Annotated in this window: 17 protein-coding genes; 12 read left to right on the top strand and 5 right to left on the bottom strand. The window is 61.8% G+C overall.

What is annotated here, in order from left to right:
• The first annotated feature begins 83 nt into the window (after positions 1 to 83).
• The 7 genes from ACILSO_RS05405 (at position 84) to ACILSO_RS05375 (ending at position 5827) form a co-directional block, all read left to right on the top strand.
• A complete protein-coding gene (locus ACILSO_RS05405) occupies positions 84 to 449 on the top strand; it encodes a hypothetical protein (protein ID WP_395736352.1) in 366 nt (121 codons plus the stop codon).
• A gap of 128 nt (positions 450 to 577) precedes the next feature.
• Positions 578 to 1972 (top strand): NADH-quinone oxidoreductase subunit NuoF, encoded by a 1395-nt coding sequence (gene nuoF, locus ACILSO_RS05400; protein ID WP_395736351.1) that lies wholly within the window; start codon positions 578 to 580, stop codon positions 1970 to 1972.
• On the top strand, positions 1969 to 2478 hold the full coding sequence (locus ACILSO_RS05395) for a hypothetical protein (RefSeq protein ID WP_395736350.1): 510 nt from the start codon (positions 1969 to 1971) through the stop codon (positions 2476 to 2478). The genes nuoF and ACILSO_RS05395 overlap by 4 nt, the downstream gene beginning before the upstream one ends.
• A gap of 463 nt (positions 2479 to 2941) precedes the next feature.
• Positions 2942 to 3496, top strand: coding sequence for a hypothetical protein (locus ACILSO_RS05390; RefSeq protein WP_395736349.1), 555 nt, complete (start codon positions 2942 to 2944; stop codon positions 3494 to 3496).
• An 11-nt stretch (positions 3497 to 3507) separates the two neighbouring features.
• Positions 3508 to 4167, top strand: coding sequence for an SMI1/KNR4 family protein (locus tag ACILSO_RS05385; protein WP_395736348.1), 660 nt, complete (start codon positions 3508 to 3510; stop codon positions 4165 to 4167).
• Between the two features lie 277 nt (positions 4168 to 4444).
• Positions 4445 to 5377, top strand: coding sequence for a DUF3239 domain-containing protein (locus ACILSO_RS05380; protein ID WP_395736347.1), 933 nt, complete (start codon positions 4445 to 4447; stop codon positions 5375 to 5377).
• 6 nt (positions 5378 to 5383) lie between these two features.
• The gene (locus ACILSO_RS05375; protein ID WP_395736346.1) at positions 5384 to 5827 is read left to right on the top strand and encodes a hypothetical protein; all 444 of its coding nucleotides are present in this window, start codon (positions 5384 to 5386) and stop codon (positions 5825 to 5827) included.
• A 229-nt stretch (positions 5828 to 6056) separates the two neighbouring features.
• On the opposite strand, the gene ACILSO_RS05370 is transcribed toward ACILSO_RS05375, so the two are convergent.
• Together ACILSO_RS05370 and ACILSO_RS05365 are read right to left on the bottom strand one after the other, a co-directional pair.
• Complete coding sequence (locus tag ACILSO_RS05370; RefSeq protein ID WP_395736345.1) at positions 6057 to 6674, bottom strand: hypothetical protein; 618 nt, start codon at positions 6672 to 6674, stop codon at positions 6057 to 6059.
• 18 nt (positions 6675 to 6692) lie between these two features.
• Positions 6693 to 6866 carry a hypothetical protein gene (locus ACILSO_RS05365; protein WP_395736344.1) on the bottom strand — a complete coding sequence of 58 codons (174 nt, stop codon included), beginning with the start codon at positions 6864 to 6866 and terminating at the stop codon, positions 6693 to 6695.
• 184 nt (positions 6867 to 7050) lie between these two features.
• On the opposite strand from ACILSO_RS05365, the gene ACILSO_RS05360 reads away from it, so the two are divergent.
• On the top strand, positions 7051 to 7584 hold the full coding sequence (locus ACILSO_RS05360) for a hypothetical protein (protein ID WP_395736343.1): 534 nt from the start codon (positions 7051 to 7053) through the stop codon (positions 7582 to 7584).
• 30 nt (positions 7585 to 7614) lie between these two features.
• Here the strand turns inward: ACILSO_RS05360 and ACILSO_RS05355 are convergent, their stop codons facing one another.
• The 3 genes from ACILSO_RS05355 to ACILSO_RS05345 form a co-directional block, all read right to left on the bottom strand.
• Positions 7615 to 10737 (bottom strand): efflux RND transporter permease subunit, encoded by a 3123-nt coding sequence (locus ACILSO_RS05355; protein WP_395736342.1) that lies wholly within the window; start codon positions 10735 to 10737, stop codon positions 7615 to 7617.
• A gap of 6 nt (positions 10738 to 10743) precedes the next feature.
• Entirely contained in the window at positions 10744 to 11949 is a 1206-nt protein-coding gene (locus ACILSO_RS05350) for an efflux RND transporter periplasmic adaptor subunit (RefSeq protein WP_395736341.1), read from the bottom strand.
• 221 nt (positions 11950 to 12170) lie between these two features.
• A complete protein-coding gene (locus ACILSO_RS05345) occupies positions 12171 to 14273 on the bottom strand; it encodes an acetate--CoA ligase family protein (RefSeq protein WP_395736340.1) in 2103 nt (700 codons plus the stop codon).
• 129 nt (positions 14274 to 14402) lie between these two features.
• Between ACILSO_RS05345 and ACILSO_RS05340 the strand changes: the two genes are divergently transcribed.
• The 4 genes from ACILSO_RS05340 (at position 14403) to ACILSO_RS05325 (ending at position 19450) form a co-directional block, all read left to right on the top strand.
• The gene (locus tag ACILSO_RS05340) at positions 14403 to 15635 is read left to right on the top strand and encodes a hypothetical protein (RefSeq protein WP_395736339.1); all 1233 of its coding nucleotides are present in this window, start codon (positions 14403 to 14405) and stop codon (positions 15633 to 15635) included.
• Positions 15636 to 15966: 331 nt separating this feature from the next.
• The gene (locus tag ACILSO_RS05335; protein ID WP_395736338.1) at positions 15967 to 17190 is read left to right on the top strand and encodes a DUF5722 domain-containing protein; all 1224 of its coding nucleotides are present in this window, start codon (positions 15967 to 15969) and stop codon (positions 17188 to 17190) included.
• Between the two features lie 362 nt (positions 17191 to 17552).
• A complete protein-coding gene (locus ACILSO_RS05330; RefSeq protein ID WP_395736337.1) occupies positions 17553 to 18419 on the top strand; it encodes a helix-turn-helix domain-containing protein in 867 nt (288 codons plus the stop codon).
• A gap of 119 nt (positions 18420 to 18538) precedes the next feature.
• Entirely contained in the window at positions 18539 to 19450 is a 912-nt protein-coding gene (locus ACILSO_RS05325; RefSeq protein WP_395736336.1) for an HAD-IIA family hydrolase, read from the top strand.
• Positions 19451 to 19636 lie beyond the last annotated feature (186 nt).

Genomic DNA, 19636 nt, shown 5'->3' with positions numbered 1-19636 from the left:
GCGTGGCGATGGTAAGATATAGAGGAGCCTGAACGGTGGCAGCGCGGGTGCGGGCTGTACTGGGACTGCGCAAAGCACAGAGCATGAGGATTTTTATTGAGATCGCGATTGGGGCCTACGTCTGCCTGCTGGCATGGCTGCTGGTGCGAGGGCTGTGGATGCGGGCGCAGGCGCGGCGGGCGATTCGCGAGGACTTGAGGAGGCGGGGGATCGAGAACGGGCGGCTGCGGAAAGCGACGGTGTGGCAGAGCGGCGGCTCGGGTCCTGCGGGTTGCTGGTCTCTGAGTCTGCACTACGATGTGAGCTATCCGCAGGAGGGGCAGAAGGAGGGGAGCCTGTGGTATGTGGCGCACTTTGTGCCAGTGATCGGGAAGCTGTGCGGGCTGGAACTGCTGGTCGAAAACGGGCGGACGGTGACAGAGGAAGCTGGGACGGTGGGCGGCAGGTGATGCGCCGCGCAAAATGGGACCTTTCGGGACCTATCCCCCCAATCGGGCCCAGGCTGCTCCGCCTCCCCCTTGTGAAATTTTTCACAAATCCCAGTTGCCCACCTTATTCACACTCGGATACTGGCCCCATGGCCTCCCCCGTCCAGTATCTTCCCGGCAAAGAACCGCATGCGCGTGAAAAACGCCTGATCTTCAAGAACATCGATCGCGCCGGATACAATCCGTCCATCGAGTGCTACCTGGAAAACGGCGGCTACGAGCAGCTCAAGAAGGCCTTTAAAATGGAGCGCAGCGCCATCACCAATGAGGTGAAGGCCAGCGGCCTGCGCGGCCGTGGCGGTGCGGGCTTTCCCACCGGTGTGAAGTGGGGCTTCATCCCACCGACGAACACCAAGCCGGTCTATCTCATCTGCAACGCGGACGAATCCGAGCCCGGCACCTTCAAGGACCGCTACATCATGCACCAGGATCCGCATCAGCTGATCGAAGGCATGACCATCGCCTGCTTCGCCGTGGGCGCCAAATTGTCTTACATCTACGTGCGCGAAGAATTCCCCTACGCCGCCAAGATTCTCGAAAAGGCCATCGCTGAAGCGCACGAAAAGGGCTTCCTCGGCAAGAACATCCTCGGTTCCGGCTTTGACTGCGAGATCTACGTGCACCGCGGCGCGGGCGCCTACATCTGCGGCGAGGAAACCGGCCTCATCGAGTCCCTCGAAGGCAAGCGCCCCTACCCTCGCATCAAGCCCCCGTACTTCCCAGCGGCGCTGGGCCTCTACATGAGCCCCACCATCGTGAACAACGTGGAATCCCTCTGCCACGTGAAGCACATCATCGAGATGGGCGGCGCGGAGTACGCCAAGCTCGGCACACCAAACAACACTGGAACCCGCATCCTCTGCGTCAGCGGCGACGTGCAGAAGCCCGGCTACTACGAAGTCGAAGTCGGCAAGGTCACCATGGGCGAGGTCATCAACGATCTCTGCGGCGGCCTCAAGCCCGGCCGCAAACTGAAGGCCATCATCCCTGGAGGCAGCTCCTCCAAGGTGCTGCGTGCGGATGAAAAGTACAAGCTCAAGGACGGTCGCGAACTCGGCATTATGGACATCCCGATGGACTTCGACACCATGGCGCAGTGCGGCACCATGGCAGGCTCCGGCGGCGTCATCATCATGGACGACAGCCGCAGCATGACGTGGGTCATCAATAATCTGAACGCCTTCTACGCGCACGAGTCCTGCGGCCAGTGCACCCCCTGCCGCGAAGGCAGCCTGTGGATGAAGAAGATCAGCGACCGCATCGTGGGCGGCGACGCCAGCCCCGATGACGTGGACACCCTGGAGACCGTGGCCAATCAGATCGAAGGCAAGACCATCTGCGCCTTCGGCGAAGCCGCCTCCTGGCCCACCCAGAGCTTCATCAAAAAGTTCCGCGACGAACTCAAGTCCGACTGCAAACCCGACCTCACTGGCAAGATCGTCAATGAAGAGACGCTCGTGGCCGCCGCGGGGCTGGTGGTGTGAGCACGCGCACGGACAGGCAAAAGCTTTGGAGCTTCAGACGCGGGATGATCGTGGTGATCGTCGCTGTTCTGGTGTATTGGTTTGTCGCCTACGTCGGACAAAAGCGGTCCATCGAGTACGGCCCCTGGAAGGGCACCGACTTCATGATGGGGAGTATGCGCGAGTTTCTCACGCCTGAATACGTGGCTTCAAAGATCGGCGCGGCAAGCCCGCGCGATGAGGTGCTGATGCGCACGGACTGGCAGTTTGACGAAGCTCTGGTAAAAAAGATCGGCATGCCATGGAATCCCGCAACGCCCAACAAAGACGGCTGGGGCTCGCTCTGGTACATCGTGTGCGACTTCAACAACGACGGCAAAGTCCCCAACCCCGAACTCATGACAGTGCCGCCGAAGCCCGGCGCGACACAGAAGGAGCTGTCCGCACGCATCGTCATCTTCTCCGCCGGAAAGGATGGAGATCCCGCGACCTGGGAGGACAATCAGCCGCCGGGGTTTGCGCAGTAGTGCGGTGCAGGCAAGCCAAGGGTGTTTGTCAGACAGACGACAACCTCAGTCTTGCACGGAACGTTTGCCACCGGGCACTTCACACACACCACGGGACGCTCGGAGGCGGCAGCTTCGCGTACCGCATTGATCCTCGACACTCCACCCACTCGCAGCGGCCTACCGCTGTCTATCTCGGCTTCTCTTCGGTCCGAATGGCGGCATTCGCTCACACAGCAAATTTGGAGTGCGGTCGCGCAGGGAGGAACGACCGCAGCTACCGCTTTCCGCAGGCGGGGAAAGTCCGCGAAAACCACGAGACGTTCGACGGCCGCTGACGGAATGGTGGAGCAGTCGCGGTCGAGACAAGACAGCGTCATTGATTTGGAACTCGACAGAGAGCGGCTAGGCCAGGTACAAGCGTGGTATGAGTGACGAATCGCGCCCAAGAGGTCGACTGTCTTTGAACAGGATCGCTATCGCCATGGGGGTAATCGTCCTGATTCTCTATGGCCTCTTCAATCTGCAACGTGGCTGTGTCTTGCTTCGGGACCTATACCGGCAGACCAAAGCACAGATCAGCGAGATTCGAGCAGCCATTCAAATGCACGAAGTGGAATGGAACCGCCTTCCCATCCCCCAAGACGCCCGGCGCGATCAGGATCTTATCGTCCGCACGCGAGACCCATTTCTGACCATGCTCATCGGCAAAGAAGGAGCACCGTCAAACAGTCTCCACGGACTCAAACTTTTGGAGCCGCCTCCCGCCAAAAACCGCCAGTTTGGCCTCTGGCGCGATGGCACCGAAAGAGTGCTCAGCGACCCCTGGGGCGAGCCGTATTACATCGTGCTCGATGCGAACGTGGACAGCATGGTTGCCAACCCAGAATTCGGTGCGGATCAATCGAACTACGCATATGCGGCAAAGTGCAAAGCCAATCCGTCGCCTGCGACCCTTCCGTTCAACGCACTGATCTACTCCTCCGGCCCAGACCGCGATCCCAAGACCTGGCAGGACAACATCTGTTCATGGCGCTAATAACCATGCCTATGCAGCCCCTCAAACACCAAGACTCCAGTCCCACAGGCGACAGGCTCAGCGCGGTTCGCACCCTGGACCGCAAACAGGAGATCTTTGGCGCTGACTATCATCATTACGAACTCACCCAGGTAAGTGCCGATGAACTCGCCGAGTTTGAGGCGTGGTGCGGCGTTTCATTGCCTGCGACTTATCGCGACCACCTTTTAACTTTCGGTCATGGCGCGGGGCCGTATTACGGGTTGTGGAGTCCTGCTGCGATCCGGAAGGAGCTGGAGTCGTTGCATGAGTGTCTGGAACCCGAAAACCTCCCGCCGCCACGCATCTCCGATCCATTCCCGCTGACGCTGGCGGACGCGCAGAACTGCCGCAATCGCAGCATCGCGGGAGAAAGCGAGCCGTGGATCACCGCAGCATGGCCGCTGGCCGGGTGCCTGCCCATCTGCTCCCAAGGCTGCGAATACTACAGCGTGCTGCAAGTCACCGGAGACGCACCCGGTTCGGTTTGGGACATCAGTGAATCCGGGGTATGGATTCCCGGCCACCGTCCGACTGGCCTCATAGGCTCCAGACGCCCAAGGCCACCACTGCCCGAACTCGAGCCAACCCCCACATTCGAGGCATGGTATCAAAGCTGGATCGATCAGATCATCGCGGACTTTTCACCGTGAGCGGACCTCATGGCATCGCCATGGGCAGGCACGGTCAGAGGTCTTCAAACGGGTCCTTGCCGAAAAGAGACTTCCGCTCCTGCGCCGTCAGTTCCTTCAGGTCGGTGTGAAAAAGGGATTTCACCGTTGTGTCGTGAAACAACAACACGTTGTCGGGATCGCAACTCCGCGCGGACGCCTTTGGCACGGCAGCATCGCTGCATTGCGGAGTTTTAGATTGTCGTATAAAAGGCTCTTATTCTGCCCCTCATATCACCTGTTGCAGATTCCAAGCCCTATGAGCACACCGCGCGGTCCCGAACGATTCATCGATGGCATTCCCACTGCTTACCGCATGCTGGAGGCGGTGACGGAGGTGCCGGTGGAAGCTGGCGTTTCAGGCCGAGTCACCTACGCGCTGGCAGATGCGGAATTCCATCTGCAGAACTTCTGGAACCAGAACCCGCAGGTGGTCATTCACCCGGGCGAGGTGATCCCTGCGGACCTGCTTTCCGAAGTGCGGCACGGCATTGCCGTGTTTCAGGCCACGGCCGGACGCCCCACGTGGCTGAAAGTGCTGTACTACAATGGCACGGAAATCCTGCCGGCGGATGATGACACGCCGCTCGCGAAGGCAAGTCTGACCGTAGACAATAACACGGCGGCATCCACGCCTGGAAAGATTCGCCTCAACCGGCTCCAGTGGCTGATCTGCTACCCGAAGTGGCCGCTGCTCTGGGGAGCGCCATTGCTCGCGTTTCTATTTCTCGCGCTTTACCACGGCTGGGGCTGGTGGCTGCTGGCGGTGCCGCTGCTGATCATGAACTGGCTGTACTGGGTGCGTGTGCGCGAGCACTTCGCCTCCGGCGATGTCTGCCCGGCCATGGTCATCTCCGTCAAGCCGCTGGTCCTGGCGGTCGGCACCGATCTCAGAACGGGCTTTGAATCTCATCCGGCGATCAAGATCATCAAGGTGCCAGCGGCAAGCCTGGCGAAACACCAGAAGGTGGTAGGCTGCCGCCTGGCCACTGCAGCGCTTTATTCCAGAGGCCCGACAGCAGACGCCGCCCGCTGGGGCGACTTCGACCCGCGCCCCGTGGGAGCCGCCACAACGGATCGCGCTGTCATCGCTGGAGCCATGGACCGCATTCCTGACGACCTTTGGCAGGACTTTGAGCAGTGGTATCAGCAGGTGCCTGATCTAAAGCTCGGACTTCATAACCTCACTTGAATTTTCATGAACCGCACCCTCCCCTTTCTCTTCCTCCTGCTCCTCATCAGCAACCCGCTCATGGCAGGCAGCGCCGATGCGGTCATCCGCGGCAAGACCGAATCCGGCAGGACGGCATTTGAATTGCGTGTGGGTGATATCGAAGGCCCTATCAGCTTTGTGAAGCTGACGATAGATGGCGAGACCTACACGATTCCGAATGTCGAATCATCATCGCAGACGGTGGTCCGTGACCCGGAAAACCAGGTGTACTTTCTGGTGCTGAATGCCGGCGGAAAGGAGTTCAAGCTATGGATGATCCCCAACACCGAAAAGGTCACCAAAAAGGGGCCGGGGTCCTACCATAGCCGTTTCGCCGCTGTATTGGAAGCCACCGATCCGAGAAAGCAAAACGAGGGAAAAATGACGGAACGGATCACCCTCGGCTGCACGCTGGACTATGAGATCTGATCGCGAGTGAGGGGCATGCGCGTGCCCTGCGCGAGAGGCAGGGAGGGCTGTCCCCGGCTCTCAGCGCCAGGGGATGGAAAGGCACGAATGGAAACCGTGGAAGCGGAGCGCGGCGGCAGCGAGCTTGCGGCTTGCGGAAGCGGCGCATGTCCTACCGTGGTATTTCATCACACGCTGGGCCACGGCGGCTGGGGGACCAGCCGCCCTACCCGTGCTGGGCATGCGCGTGTCACTCCGCCTTTCGGATCACCCGCACCGCATAGATCTTCGCCGTCAGGTTGGAAAGCGTCACCGGCTCTTTGTCATCGCGCAGGGGATCGCGGGCGAGGTATTCCTGGCCTTCTTTGCCGACGATGACGCACCAGTGCTGGACGCCGCCGAGAAGGAAGTATTTGACGACGGGGTAGGAGCCCTGCTCCAGGGCCTTGTCCATGACCTTGTGGCTGGAGGCGGGGTGGAAATCGGCGGTGAGCCTGCTTTCGGTCACCTTGGGGATGGCGTTCCACACCACCCAGCCTTGGGGCAGGAAGCCGTCGGCTTTTTTCAGGCGCTCGTTCAGCTCTTTGGGCGTGAGTTCCACACCGAGGTCGGTGCAGGCCATCGCCACGCTGGAGACGAGGCAGCCATGGCTGCCCAGGGTGCCGGTGGAGCTGCCGAGCTGGTCAGCCGCCCAGCGTTTATCATTCTGCAGATGCGTTTTGCCGCTGTCCGGGAGCCGGATGTGCAGGTCTCTGCCGCCGGTGGAGGCGATGGCCGGGGCCATGCGCGCCCAGCAGGTGCGCAGAAACGCGCAGCCCGTGGCCAGGGTCGTCAAGGCCAGGAGGCCGATGACGGTGAAGCGGCGCATGCAGGGGCGGAGACGGGCTTAGTGGCCCTTCTTGTCACCATGGTCAGCAGGGCCGGCGTGCGCGTCGTGCTCCGGGCTATGACCCTTGTGCATGCCTTCATGCAGCACCTTGGTTTCTTCAAAGGAGTGCTTGTCGCAGGAAGCGGAGGCGAGAACGAGGGCGGCGCAGAAGAGGAACGAGGCGGTTTTCATGTGAAATGGAGGCGGTGCAGAGTAACGGGAGTGAGCGGTCGTGCAAATGGCAATTGCTGGGGGAAGTTTGCAATGGTTGGCGGTTGTTTGCGCTGGTTTGCAGTTGATGTCGGAAGGAGAGGCGCCTGGGAGTTGGGGAAGATTGGGGGTTGAGCGGAAACGCTCAGGGCTTATGGCTCAGCCTATGACCTCTTCGCCTGACGTTTCTTCGACCGCCAGCCGCTGGGTGCTGCTTGTTTTGGGAGTGCTGGCGGCTGCGCTGGCGCTCTTGGCCGCTTGGAAAGGCGAAGATGCCTGGGCCGCTGCGGGATGGATGGTGGCGGCGAGTGGGCTTGGGCTGGTCGTGCTGGTTTGCATCTGGCACGGAGGTCTCAAGGCAGGGAGGCCGCTCAGGGCCTTGCGCGACAGCATCGCACTTGGGGTGGCGATGGTGCTCGCGGCCGTGTCGGGGCAGCTGCGGCGCGACATTGACCTAAGCCCCACCAAGGCGCGGGTGGAGAGACTGGCGGCGGCCATCGCTGAGTATCAGCGTGGGCATGATGGTGCGCTGCCAGAGTCGCTGGAGGGCATCGAGTCTGCGCTGCCGACTACCACGTTCAAGACCTACCCGATTTCCTACAAGCGGCAGCCGGACGGCACATTCTCCCTGTATTTCCAGCCGGCGTGGTATCGCCATGAGTACTTCCCGGCGAAGCGCTCGTGGACGATGGTGGATTGAGCAAGCCCAGTTGCGACGCAACGCGGAACTTTACTTTGCCTCCGCCTTTGTCGGCTTCACGCGGAAGAGACGGAGGATCACCACAAAGTACAGCGGCACGAAGAACAGGCCCAGCAGCGTGGTGGTCACCGCGCCGCCGACGATGCCGGTGCCGATGGCGTTCTGGCTGCCGGAACCCGCGCCGGTATTGATGGCGAGCGGGAGCACGCCGAGGCCGAAGGCGATGGAGGTCATCAAAATGGGGCGCAGGCGCTGGCGGACGGCGTGCAGCGCGGCATCGATGAGAGTGGCCCCTTGATCGAAGTGCTCCTTGGCAAACTCCACCACAAGAATGGCATTCTTGGCGGAGAGGCCGATGATGGTGATGAGGCCGATCTGGAAATAGATGTCATTGGGCATGCCGCGCCATTGCGTGGCAGCCACTACGCCGAGGGCGCCCAGGGGCATGTCCATCATCACGGAGAACGGGATGGCCCAGCTCTCATACAAGGCGGCCAGGCAGAGGAAAACCATGAGCAGGGCGATGATGTAAACGGAGGTGGCCTTGGACCCGGAGAGCTGTTCTTCATACGAGAGTCCGGCCCAGGCGACGCCGATGCCGGTGGGCAGCGATTTCGACATCTTCAGGATCTCCTGGATGGCCTCGCCGGAGCTGTGGCCGGGGGCGGGCTCGCCCTGAATGGAGAGGGATGAGGAGCCATTGAAGCGCTCGAGCTTGGGCGATCCCATCTTCCAGGAGGCGGAGGAGAATGCGGAGAACGGCACCATGCCGCCCTGGGCGTTCCGCACATACCAGCGATTAATATCTTCCGGCAGCATGCGGAAGGGCGCGTCTCCCTGCATCATCACGCGCTTCACGCGGTTCTTGTCGATGAAATCATTGACATAGGTGGAGCCGAGGATGGTGCTGAGGGAGGAGTTGATGTCCGAGAGGGAGAGGCCCAGTGCGCTGGCCTTTTCCTGGTCGACATCGATCTGATACACCGACGTGTCCGCCAGACCATTCGGACGCACAGAGGTGAGGACGGGATTCTTGGCAGACATGCCGAGGAGCTGGCCCTGCGCGTCCATGAGCGCATCATGCCCGAGTCCTCCGAGATCGACGAGACGCAGGTCAAAACCTGTCGCGGTGCCGAGTTCCAAAACGGCAGGCGGTGCGAAGGCAAAGGCCAGCGCCTCCTTGATCTGCCCAAACTTGCCCAGGGCACGCATCTGGATGGCCTTCACCTTTTGCGAAGGCAGCTTGCGCTCCTCCCAGGGCTTGAGCTTTACAAACATGAGCACCTGGTTCTGCGCATTGCCGCTGAAGCTGAAACCCAGCACGCCAAAGCCGCCTTCCACCACATCCTTTTCCTCCTCGAAGAAATGGTTTTCCATTTTCTTCAGCACGGCATCGGACTGCTCGCGGGTGGAGCCGGGCGGAAGCTGCGCCATGGCAAACAGCACGCCGGTGTCTTCATCCGGCAGGAAGCCGGTGGGCGCACGCTCAAAGAGGTAAACCACGGCCGCGGCGATGGCCGCATAGGGGATGAGGGCGAGCACGTAATGCTTCAGGAACTTGCCCACGGCATGGGTGTAGTGGTCTGCGGTGCGTTCAAAGGCGCGATTGAACCAGCCAAACGGCCCGCGCTTGTTGATGCCATGATCCTTTGCCACCGGTTTGAGCAGGGTGGCGCACAGCGCGGGCGTGAGGATGAGCGCCACCAGCACGGAGAGCACCACGGAGCTGACGATGATGAGCGAGAACTGCCGGTAAATGACGCCGCTGGACCCCGTGAAGAAGGCCATGGGCACAAAGGCCGCGCTGAGCACCAGGCCGATGCCCACCAGCGCGCCGCTGATCTGGTCCATGGATTTGCGCGTGGCCTCCTTCGGCGAGAGGCCCTCCTCCTGCATCACACGCTCGACGTTTTCCACCACGACGATGGCATCGTCCACCAGCAGGCCGATGGCGAGCACGAGGCCAAACAACGTGAGCGTATTGATGGAATAACCCGCCGCCGCCATGACACCAAAGGTGCCCAGAAGCACCACCGGCACGGCGATGGTGGGGATGAGCGTGGCGCGCCAGCTTTGCAGGAAGATGAACATGACCACGAAGACGAGGATGATGGCCTCGATGAGCGTCTTCACCACCTCGTTCACCGAAATGCGGACAAACTGCGTGGTGTCGTAGGGATAGATGGCCTTCACGCCGGGCGGGAAGAACTGCGAAAGCTCCTCCACCTTTTTCTTCACGATGTCCACCGTCGCCAGCGCATTGGCGCCGAGCGCTGGGCGGATGGCCATGCCGCTGGCGGGCATGCCATTGTAGCGCGCCATGACGTTGTAGGATTCACTGCCCAGCTCCGTGCGCGCGACATCGCGCAGAAATACACGCGAGCCGTCCTGGCTGACGCGCAGGAGAATGCCGCCGAACTGTTCCGGTGTCTGCAGGCGGCTCTGCGCCATGACGGTGGCATTGAGAAGCTGCCCCTGCGTGGCCGGCAGCGCCCCCAGCGCACCGGCGGAGACCTGCGCATTCTGTGCACGCACGGCCAGGAGGACGTCATTGGTGGAAAGCTGGTATTTGTTCAGCTTGTCGGGATCCAGCCAGATGCGCATGGCATACTGCGTGCCGAAGGCCTGGATCTCTCCCACGCCCTGCAGACGGCTGATGGGATCGCGCATGACGCTGGCGTTGTAGTCCGCGAGGTCAGTGTTGCTCATGCTGCCGTCCGTGGAGATGAGGCCCACCACGATGAGGAAATTGCGCACGGATTTGTTCACCTGCACGCCCTGCTGCTGCACTTCCAGCGGCAGCGAAGGAATGGCCAGCGCCACCTTGTTCTGCACCTGCACCTGCGCGGTGTCGGCATTGGCCTCGCCATCAAAGGTCACGGTGATGGTGGCCGTGCCGTCCGAGGTGCTGGCGGACTCGATGTAGCGCAGGTGGTCGATGCCGTTGAGCTTCTGCTCAATGACCTGCGTGACGGTGTCTTCCAGCGTCTTGGCGGAAGCTCCGGGATAGGTCGCGATGATGGCGATGGTGGGCGGCGCGATGCTCGGGTACTGCGCGATGGGCAGGCTCTCGATGGAGAGCGCCCCCGCCAGCATGATGATGATGGCGATGACCCACGCAAAGACAGGCCGGTCGATGAAGAAGCGGGACATCGTGGATTACTTGGCGGCGCCAGAGCCAGGGGTTGCTGCGGCAGATGCGTTGGCGGTAGCAGGTGCAGCCGCCGGCGGAGCGGCAGCCACCTTGACCTCCGCACCAGGACGGATCTTCTGGAGATTGTTGATGATGAGCTGGTCTCCCGCCTTCAGCCCGGAGGTGACCAGCCATTGGTTGCCCACCGCGCGCGGAGTCTCCAGCACGCGCAGCTCCACCTTGCTCCCCGCACCGATGACCATGGCGGTGGGTTCACCCTTTGAATTACGGCTCACCGCAAGCTGCGGCACCAGGATTGCATCCGGCGTGGTGCCTTCTTCGAGACGCGCACGCACAAACATGCCGGGCAGCAGGTCATTGCGCGGATTGGGGAAAACGGCGCGTACGGTGACGGAATTGGTCAGCGTGTTCACCGTGACGTCGGCGACCTCCAGGGAGCCTTCCTCGGGATAGATGTCGCCGCTTTCATGCACCAGCTTCACCCGTGGCTGGCCGGAGGCATCCGCCTTCAGCTTGCCGCTCGCCAGCGCCTGCTTCAGCCGCAGCAGATCGCTGCTCGGCTGGTTCACATCCACATACACACGGTCAAGCTGCTGCACCGTGGTGAGCAGCGTGGCCTGGTCTGTGCGGACGAAGGCCCCCTCAGTCACCTGCGAGATGCCGATGCGGCCGGTGATCGGCGCGGTGACCTTGGTGTAGTCGAGATTGATCTTGGCCGTCTGCACCGCCGCCTTGGCCTGCATGACCTCGGCCTGATTGACCTTTTGTGCACCGGAGGCCTCATCAAAGTCCTGCTTGCTCACCGCGTTGGAGGCCACCAGGCCCTGAATGCGATTGAGCTTGAGCTGCGCGGAGTTCAGCCTGGCCTCGGCGCTGGCCAGGGTGCCCATGGCGCTGTCGTAGGACGCCTGATACTGCGCGGGGTCGATCTCGTAGAGCACCTGCCCTTCCTTCACATCGCTGCCTTCTTTAAAGAGGCGTTTCAGCACGATGCCGCTCACACGCGCGCGCACCTCCGCCACACGAATGGCGGAAATACGGCCCGGCAGATCCTGCGTCAGGGTGACGGGCGCGGTGGCGATGGTCAGCACTCCCACCTCGACGGGTCCCATGGGGCCCATGGCCGCCGGCGGCGGTCCCGCGGGCTTTTTCTCGCAGGCCGCGAGGCACAGTGCCAGCAGGGCCAGGGAGTGATATAGAGGTGTCTTCATGCGCAAAGAATTCGTTTTCCACGTCCATCCGGACGCCGCTGATCTCAATCAGCACGCGTCCATACAGGCAACCAGCGACTCTGCCAAGTGTCTGCAATCCCCGATTGCAGACGGGCGGCTGCCGCTACACGGGCGCAAGCGGAATCCTCTACGCCGGAGCGGAGTGCGCGGCGGCCGCTGGACCCTCAGGATGGCGGCATATTAGGTCATGCCATTTTCTCTCATGCCCGCACCACCACCCGCGCATCCAGCGCCAGCACTCCTTCGGGCGTGGCAAGCAGCGGATTGATGTCCAGCTCCACGATGCGCGGCTCATGCTGCACGAGGCGGGAGAATTTCACCAGCACGTCATCCAGCGCGGCAAAATCCACCGCCGCCTGCCCGCGGCCGCCATGCAGCACGCGGGAGATGCGCGTCTGCTCCACCCAGCGCCGTGCCGAAGCGTGATTGAGCGGCGGCAGCGCCAGGGCGCGGTCTTGCAGCACCTCCACCAAAGTACCACCCGCACCAAAGAGCAGCACGGGGCCAAACTGCGCGTCCGTGCTCGCGCCGAGAATCAGCTCGTGCCCCTTCTGCGTGATCATGCGCTGCACGGTGACCCCGTCAAAAGCACCGAGACCATGCAGGTGCGTGACGTTGTCCCGGATCAGCCGCCAGGCCTGCTGCACGGCACTGGCATTGAGGAGATTGAGCTGCACGCCACCGCTGTCACTCTTGTGCGTGATGGAGGAGGACAGCAGCTTGACCGCCACAGGATACCCCAGGGCCTCCGCCGCCGCGACGGCCGCGGCTTCATCATAGGCGGCGCGGGTCTCCACCACGGGAATGCCGGCCACCTGCAGCAGCTGCTTGGCCTCCTGCTCCGTCATGAGGGTACGCCCGCTGCGCAGCACGGCGCTGATCATTTCACTCACCAGCGGCAGCTCCTCGCCGTCATCATCCGCATGGGCGCTCTGGGTCTCGCTGAGCCAGAGCAGGCGCATGCGGTGCTCGCGCATGCGCACAAAGGCGTGCGCCGCCTCGTCCGGGTAGTCATAGGTGGGAACGTGGGCGGCATTGAGAATGCCGCGCCCCTCCATCACGCTCTGCGCACCCATCCAGCTGGCCAGCAGCGGCTTCTCGGCCTGCTGTGCGATCTGCGCGACTTCGCGCGCGATTTCCGTCGGGTGCGTCATGGCCTGCGGTGTCAGGATGGCCAGCACGCCGTCCACGCCTTTGTCCCGGACGACGATGCGCAGGGCCTCGGCAAAGCGCGCCGCATCGGCATCTCCCAAAACATCCACCGGATTGTGATGACTCCAGCTCGCCGGCAGCAGCGCACTGAGCTGCTCCATGGTCTGCGTGGAAAGCTCCGCCAGCGCGCCATGACCGAGAACAAGAGCGTCCGTGGCCAGAGCACCGGGACCGCCGGCATTGGTCACGATCGCAAGCCGGGGACCGGCAGGCAGGGGCTGCTTGGCCAGCACCTCCGCCATGTCAAACAGCTCCTCGATCCTGTCCACACGCAGCACGCCGCTCTGCCGCAGGGCCGCATCCAGCACGGCATCGCTGCCGGTCATGGCCCCCGTGTGGGAGGCGGCGGCACGCGAGGCCTCGGAGGTGCGGCCGACCTTGATCACGACGATCGGCTTTTCCGCCGCCACGGCACGAGCGGCCGCCAGGAAGGCCGAGGCTTCATTTCCGACGGACTCCATGTAAATGACAATACTGCCAGTGTGCGGATCCGCGCCGAAATGGCGGATGAGATCGCCCCAGCCCACGTCCGCCATCGCCCCCGTGGAAACGAAGGCGCTGAAGCCCACATGCTGGTCATGGCTCCAGTCGAGGATGGCCGTGCACAGCGCACCGCTCTGGCTGAGAAAGGCCACACGTCCAGGCCGTGCCACGCTGCTGGCAAAGCTGGCATTCAGCCCGGCATGGGGATTCATGAGGCCGAGGCAGTTCGGCCCGATGAGGCGCACGCCGTGCCGCCGTGCCGCGGCCAGTGCTTCGGCTTCGAGTTTCGCGCCTGCGGCACCTGTTTCCTTGAACCCTGCGGAGATCACCACCACGGCCTTCACGCCCGCAGCCCCCGCATCCTCGACGAGCTGGGGAACGGTGGCTGCGGGAGTGACGATGATCACCAGCTCCGGCACCTCGGGCAAAGCAGCGATGCTACGAAAGGCGCTGACGCCGCACACTTCCGGGTGCTTTGCATTCACCGGATACACCGGACCGGAAAAGCTGCGCAAATTGTCCCAGATGGCGCGCCCCACGCTGCCTTCACGCCCGGTGGCTCCGACGAGTGCGATGCTGAGTGGCTGGAAGAAGGAAGCGAGAGACATGCGCGAAACTACGGGAGCAACCGCCGCAGTCTCAGCGAGGTTTGTGTTTTTTTGGGATCATTCTGATTCCCGAGCACCCTTCGCGAATGCCTGCGTGCAACATCGCCGGGTAGAATCCGTTCACGCGGAATGTCCCCGCCTGCCCTTCCCCGTTTTGTTTCATTTCTCGCCCTCGTTTTTGCCTCTGCATGCGGCCTGCACGCCGCCGAACCTCTGGCCCAGGAACACGTGGTGGTGTGGCACAATCCTGATCCTGAATACTATGTGGAAGGGCCGGGGCTGGTGCGCATGGATGACGGGGCGCTCATCGCCGCAGTGCCCGTGGTGCCGCGTGAAAAGTGGAGCGAAGAGCGCCGCGCGGAGCACAGCGTGACCCACATCCTCCGCAGTGCCGATGGTGGCAAAACGTGGCAGCATCAGGCGGACCTGCCTTATTATTCAGCCGCGCCGTGGGTGGATCGCGGGCATCTCTACCTCCTCACCAACAAAGCGGGCCTGGGGAAGAAGCGCAATGCCGACCTGCTGCTGCTGCGCAGCGAAGACGGCGGCAAAACGTGGACGCCGCCGGTGACCCTCTTCACCGGCTACTACTGGAACTGCCACACCGGCATGGTGCAAAACAAAGATCACCTCTACTGGGCCACGGATGACCTGAGCTTTGGCAAGCGCCGCGGCCCGCGTCTCATCGCAGGAGATCTCACCCGCGACCCCATGGACCCGAAGGCCTGGCGCATCTCCGAAGCCGTCCCCTACCCTGGCACGCCCAAGGAAGTCTACGATGCGAAGTTCAAGGACCTGCCGGATCAGTATCTGGAAGCAAACGTGATCGAAGTGCAGGGCCGACTGCGCCTGCTGGCCGCGACCAAGATCAAACGCCCCACCGTCACGGGGCTGTGCAGCGTGTTTGACGCGACGGACGACGGCACCAGGCTCGATCTGAAGTTCACCCAGTTCGCCGCCCTGCCTGGCGGTCAGTTGAAATTCTGCGTGCTGCGCGACGAGCCCTCCCAGCTTTTCTGGTGCACTTCCAATCTGGCGGCGGACAGCCACGACCTCTTCGGCTGGCAGGCGGAGGCCGAGAACAAGGGCCTGCACAGAGCCAGCGCCAATGACCGCCGCTTCCTCATGCTGCAGTACAGCCTCGACGGCATGAACTGGTTTCCCGCAGGCTGCGTGGCCCAGGCCGCGAAGCTCTCGCAGTCCTTCATGTATGCCCGCCCCGTGGTGGACGGAGACGACCTTGCCATCATCGCGCGCTCCAGCATCCATGCGCCGAATCAGCACGATGCGGACACGGCCACGTTTCACCGCGTGAAGGATTTCAGGAAGCTGGCGCTGAAGCTGGTGCCGGAGAAGGAGTGAGAGAGTAGTCGCTAGCTTTAGCTCGCTCCGGGCGGCGTGAGGGCCTTGTCCAGAGTGAGATAAAGCTCACAAGTACTTGGTTTATTCCTCTCCCGCGCAGCAGGAGCCGCATGCGATGTAGCAGTCGTCGCAGATGAACTGGTCGGCGAATTTCGTGGCACCGGGTTTGCCACAACGTTCGCAGGCAGCTTGGGCGCATTCCAAAGTACTTGCGAGCTTTAGCTCGTTCCGGGTGCCGTGTGCGCCATTTCCAGGGCGAGCTAAAGCTCGCGAGTACTTTTCGCATTCACGTTGCGGTTGCTCAAGGGTGATGCTGGTTGTCTCGTCACACATGCGTCATCTTCTTCTCAGCCTCTTCTTTGCGCAAATCGCCTGTGCGCAAAATACAGACCTCTTCCCCTCGCCGCCGAATCCCAAAGGCCTGCAGGTGCAGATGGTGGACGATGCCCTGGCGCTGGGCATTCATCATGCGGGGATCAATGTGAACCTCACGGCGTTGTTTGACGCCAAGTCGAAGCCGGAGACCCAGGAGTTTGTTTTCAATCAAAATTACCTCGCTTCGCTGGACCGGCAGATCAAGCCGCTTTCGGACAAGGGAGTGGTCGTGTATCTCATCCTGATCGCCTACCCTTCCAAGAACGCGGCCATCGATGCCGTGGTGCTGCATCCGGGGCACCGCAAAGACTACAAGTTCAGCGTCGGCGCGATGAACACGACGAACGGCTACCTCGATGCCGTCATGAACCTGCTGGCGGAGCGCTGGAGCGGCGCGCACGCGGAACATGGGCGCGTGTGGGGCTGGATCATCGGCAATGAGGTGAACTCGCACTTCCTCTGGAACAACATGGGGCTGGTGCCGCTGGAAACCGCCGCCAGCGAATATGAAAAAGCCTTCCGCATCATGCACACGGCCATCCGCAGGCATTCGCAAAACGCGCGCACGTATCTCTCCTCAGACCATCACTGGAGCAGCAGCATGCACAACGTGAGCGCGCAGGAAGCCACGCCGGGCCGGGACTTCCTCGACACCTTTGCTCGTCTTGTGCGGGAGCGTGGGGACTTCGACTGGAACGTCGCCTGGCACCCCTACCCTGAAGACCTGGGCAATCCCCGCGCCTGGGCGGACAAAACGGTCACGCATGCGGACAGCACCAACAAGGTCACCTTCAAAAATCTGGAGGTGCTGCCACAACACCTGACCGCGCCTGAATTTCTATTCAAAGGCCAGCCACGCCGCATCATCCTCAGCGAGCAGGGATTTCATACTCTCCTGACTCCGGATGGCGAGCGACTGCAAGCTGCGGCGTATGCATTTGCGTGGGAAAAAATCCAGACGCTGCCCACGGTCGATGCGTTTATTTACCACAGGCATGTCGATCATGCGCAGGAAGGCGGGCTCCGGCTGGGCCTCTGGCGAAATGCGCCGAACTCCATCGCCACTCCCCATAGCAAAAAGCTGATCTACGAGCTGTTTCAGAAGGCGGGAACACCCGAATGGCGCCCGGCCGCGGATGCACTGCTGCCAGTCACGGGCATGAAGACGTGGAAGGAATGAAGCAGCGAGACAGGTTATTTTGATACCGCAGAAAAAGAGCCCCGGGATCAAAAAACGGATGATACGAATGTCGCAGATGAACACTCATCTGTGCAGATCGTCATCCCGGCAGTCAAAGGTGGCACGCATGCTGCATAGGCTCATGGCAGTCACGCGCACTCCGTGCTGCCGTGGCACTCCCACTCCTTGATTATTCCCTTCACACCCTTGCGCATAAAATCGACTCATCATTCCACGCTTCCCATCAGATATCGTCTTCTGTGCCTGGCTTTGATTCGTAATGGTTTTCATAAAGGATTTCGCGCCCCGGCCATCCGTGATGGCAGACAGACGTGCGTGCCAGTCCTCAGCACCCGGAGCGCATGAAACCCATCGTTGAAAAGCTGTCTCCCATGGCATCGGCGGAGCCGGTGGTGTGCGAGGTCGTGCGCGGGCAGGATTTTAACTGCGTGTGGCATTACCACAACGAATGCGAGATCACGCTCGTGGTCAGGGGCGGCACGGAGCGGCTGGTGGGCAACAACATCAGCCGCCTCGTGCCCGGAGATCTCGTTTTTATGGGGTCCAATGTGCCGCATGATTACCGCAACCAGCCCGCGCCGGGAGAAAAACCCGCGGAGGTGGAGGCCATCGTGGTGCAGTTCATGCCGCAGCTGCCGGGGCATGAGGACTGGCTGCAGCGCTCCACCATGAAGCCGATCCGCCGCCTGTTTCAGCGCGCGGAGCAGGGACTGGAAATCACCGGGATCACCAAGCTGACGGCCACGCGCATGATGCGGGAGATGCAGCACCTGCACGGCATGCAGCGCGTCATTCTCCTGCTGCAGCTGCTGGATCTGCTGTCGAACTCCGAGGAGCTGCAGGAGATTTCCTCGGCGGTGCTGCCGCAGCCGCGCCCGGGCGCCTCCGACCGCATCAGCACGGCCTGCGAATTCATCGCATCCCACCTGCCGGAGCCGATTTATGTGGTGGACCTCGCAGCCATCGTGGGCTTGGGGAAAAGCGCCTTCAGCCGTCTGTTCAAAAAGAGCACGGGCCGCACGGTGCCGCAGTATGTGAATGAACTGCGCATCGCACGCGCCTGCCTGCTCCTGGCGGAGACTGACCTGACAGTGAGCCAGATCGCCATGGACTGCGGCTTTGTCTCACCCGCCCATTTCCAGCGCCAGTTCAGAGAGCATCAGCACTGCGTGCCGCTGGCATACCGCAGCCGGGTGCAGAAGAATTAGCGGCGGCGTGCACAAAGAGCGTCTGCTTTGCAGGATTCGGGGACTGCATGGGCCGAGGGCTGGTCCCGCACATGCTTGAGAAGGAACTGACTCAATCAAACTCAAAACCCCTTAACGCCATGCTTCAAACCAAAGGACTTCTGATCGACATGGACGGTGTGATCTACCGTGAAAACCAGCTGCTGCCAAAGGCGGCGGAATTTGTGCATCATCTCATCGAGACCTCTACCCCTTTCCTCTTTGTCACCAACAACTCTGCACCCACGCCGGAGGACCTGGTGGTGAAGTTGAACCACCTTGGAATCAGCGGGATTTCCGCGCGGCATTTTTACACCGCCGCGATGAACACCGCCGAGTTTCTGGCGGAGAACCATCCCTGCTGCACCGCTTTTGTCATGGGCGATGCAGGACTGAACCTCGCGCTGCAAAAGGCGGGCATCCCAAATGACTCCATCCGTCCCACCTATGTCGTCGTGGGAGAAGGCATGCAGTCCACGGAGAAACTCTCCAAGGCGCATGAACTGATCGAGAAAGGTGCGCGGCTGGTGGCCACAAATCCGGACAACTGGTGTCCGGTGAAGAAGGACGTGACGCGTCCCGGCGCAGGCGCGCTGGCAGCCTACCTGGAGGCCAGCACGGGGCAGCGCGCGTACTTTTTGGGGAAGCCGAACCCGTACATGTTTCAGCGTGCGCGCCGCATGCTGCAGCGCCACACGGAGGAGGTGATGATGGTGGGGGACACAATGGAGACGGACATTCGTGGCGCCATCGAGCTCGGCATGCAGGCCTGCCTGGTGCTCACGGGTTCGACGCGGCTGGAAGATCTGGCCAGCTACGTGTACCAGCCCACCTGCGTGCTGGAAGGAGTGGCGGAGCTGCTGGAGGAGCTCAAAGGTGAAGGCACCAGCAGCGCGCGCATGCACTTCCCTGCCAACTTCACCGCCAGGGAGCAGAAAAAGCCGGGATCAAAACATCCGGAGCAGAGGGTTGAAATAGCATATCCCAGGCCAAGACCCGCCATGACGAAGTAGCGGCTTGATGCTTATGCTGCGATCCGAATAACCCCAGTGAAACACCTGTGTTAAGAAGAATTCTCTGAACTCAATCTGGCACGCGTGTGTGCCCTTTTTTGCGCTGCACAAATAGCGTCTTTTTTGCGCGTTTCGGGGTCTGCATAAGCGTCAGGATGGTCATGCATGTGCTTGGAAGAGAAGGAC

The sequence above is a fragment of the Prosthecobacter sp. genome (assembly GCF_044226605.1).
Classification (GTDB): domain Bacteria; phylum Verrucomicrobiota; class Verrucomicrobiia; order Verrucomicrobiales; family Verrucomicrobiaceae; genus Prosthecobacter.
This window is presented reverse-complemented; position numbering and strand designations above follow the sequence as displayed.

Excerpts from the sequence above, each read along its gene's own strand:
- ACILSO_RS05340 (WP_395736339.1), top strand. The coding sequence starts at position 14,403 with ATGTCCCCGCCTGCCCTTCCCCGTTTTGTTTCATTTCTCGCCCTCGTT.
- ACILSO_RS05380 (WP_395736347.1), top strand. The coding sequence starts at position 4,445 with ATGAGCACACCGCGCGGTCCCGAACGATTCATCGATGGCATTCCCACT.
- ACILSO_RS05325 (WP_395736336.1), top strand. The coding sequence starts at position 18,539 with ATGCTTCAAACCAAAGGACTTCTGATCGACATGGACGGTGTGATCTAC.
- ACILSO_RS05350 (WP_395736341.1), bottom strand. The coding sequence starts at position 11,949 with ATGAAGACACCTCTATATCACTCCCTGGCCCTGCTGGCACTGTGCCTC.
- ACILSO_RS05365 (WP_395736344.1), bottom strand. The coding sequence starts at position 6,866 with ATGAAAACCGCCTCGTTCCTCTTCTGCGCCGCCCTCGTTCTCGCCTCC.
- ACILSO_RS05370 (WP_395736345.1), bottom strand. The coding sequence starts at position 6,674 with ATGCGCCGCTTCACCGTCATCGGCCTCCTGGCCTTGACGACCCTGGCC.
- ACILSO_RS05385 (WP_395736348.1), top strand. The coding sequence starts at position 3,508 with ATGCAGCCCCTCAAACACCAAGACTCCAGTCCCACAGGCGACAGGCTC.
- ACILSO_RS05355 (WP_395736342.1), bottom strand. The coding sequence starts at position 10,737 with ATGTCCCGCTTCTTCATCGACCGGCCTGTCTTTGCGTGGGTCATCGCC.
- ACILSO_RS05345 (WP_395736340.1), bottom strand. The coding sequence starts at position 14,273 with ATGTCTCTCGCTTCCTTCTTCCAGCCACTCAGCATCGCACTCGTCGGA.
- ACILSO_RS05405 (WP_395736352.1), top strand. The coding sequence starts at position 84 with ATGAGGATTTTTATTGAGATCGCGATTGGGGCCTACGTCTGCCTGCTG.
- ACILSO_RS05390 (WP_395736349.1), top strand. The coding sequence starts at position 2,942 with ATGGGGGTAATCGTCCTGATTCTCTATGGCCTCTTCAATCTGCAACGT.
- ACILSO_RS05360 (WP_395736343.1), top strand. The coding sequence starts at position 7,051 with ATGACCTCTTCGCCTGACGTTTCTTCGACCGCCAGCCGCTGGGTGCTG.
- nuoF (WP_395736351.1), top strand. The coding sequence starts at position 578 with ATGGCCTCCCCCGTCCAGTATCTTCCCGGCAAAGAACCGCATGCGCGT.
- ACILSO_RS05375 (WP_395736346.1), top strand. The coding sequence starts at position 5,384 with ATGAACCGCACCCTCCCCTTTCTCTTCCTCCTGCTCCTCATCAGCAAC.
- ACILSO_RS05335 (WP_395736338.1), top strand. The coding sequence starts at position 15,967 with ATGCGTCATCTTCTTCTCAGCCTCTTCTTTGCGCAAATCGCCTGTGCG.
- ACILSO_RS05330 (WP_395736337.1), top strand. The coding sequence starts at position 17,553 with ATGAAACCCATCGTTGAAAAGCTGTCTCCCATGGCATCGGCGGAGCCG.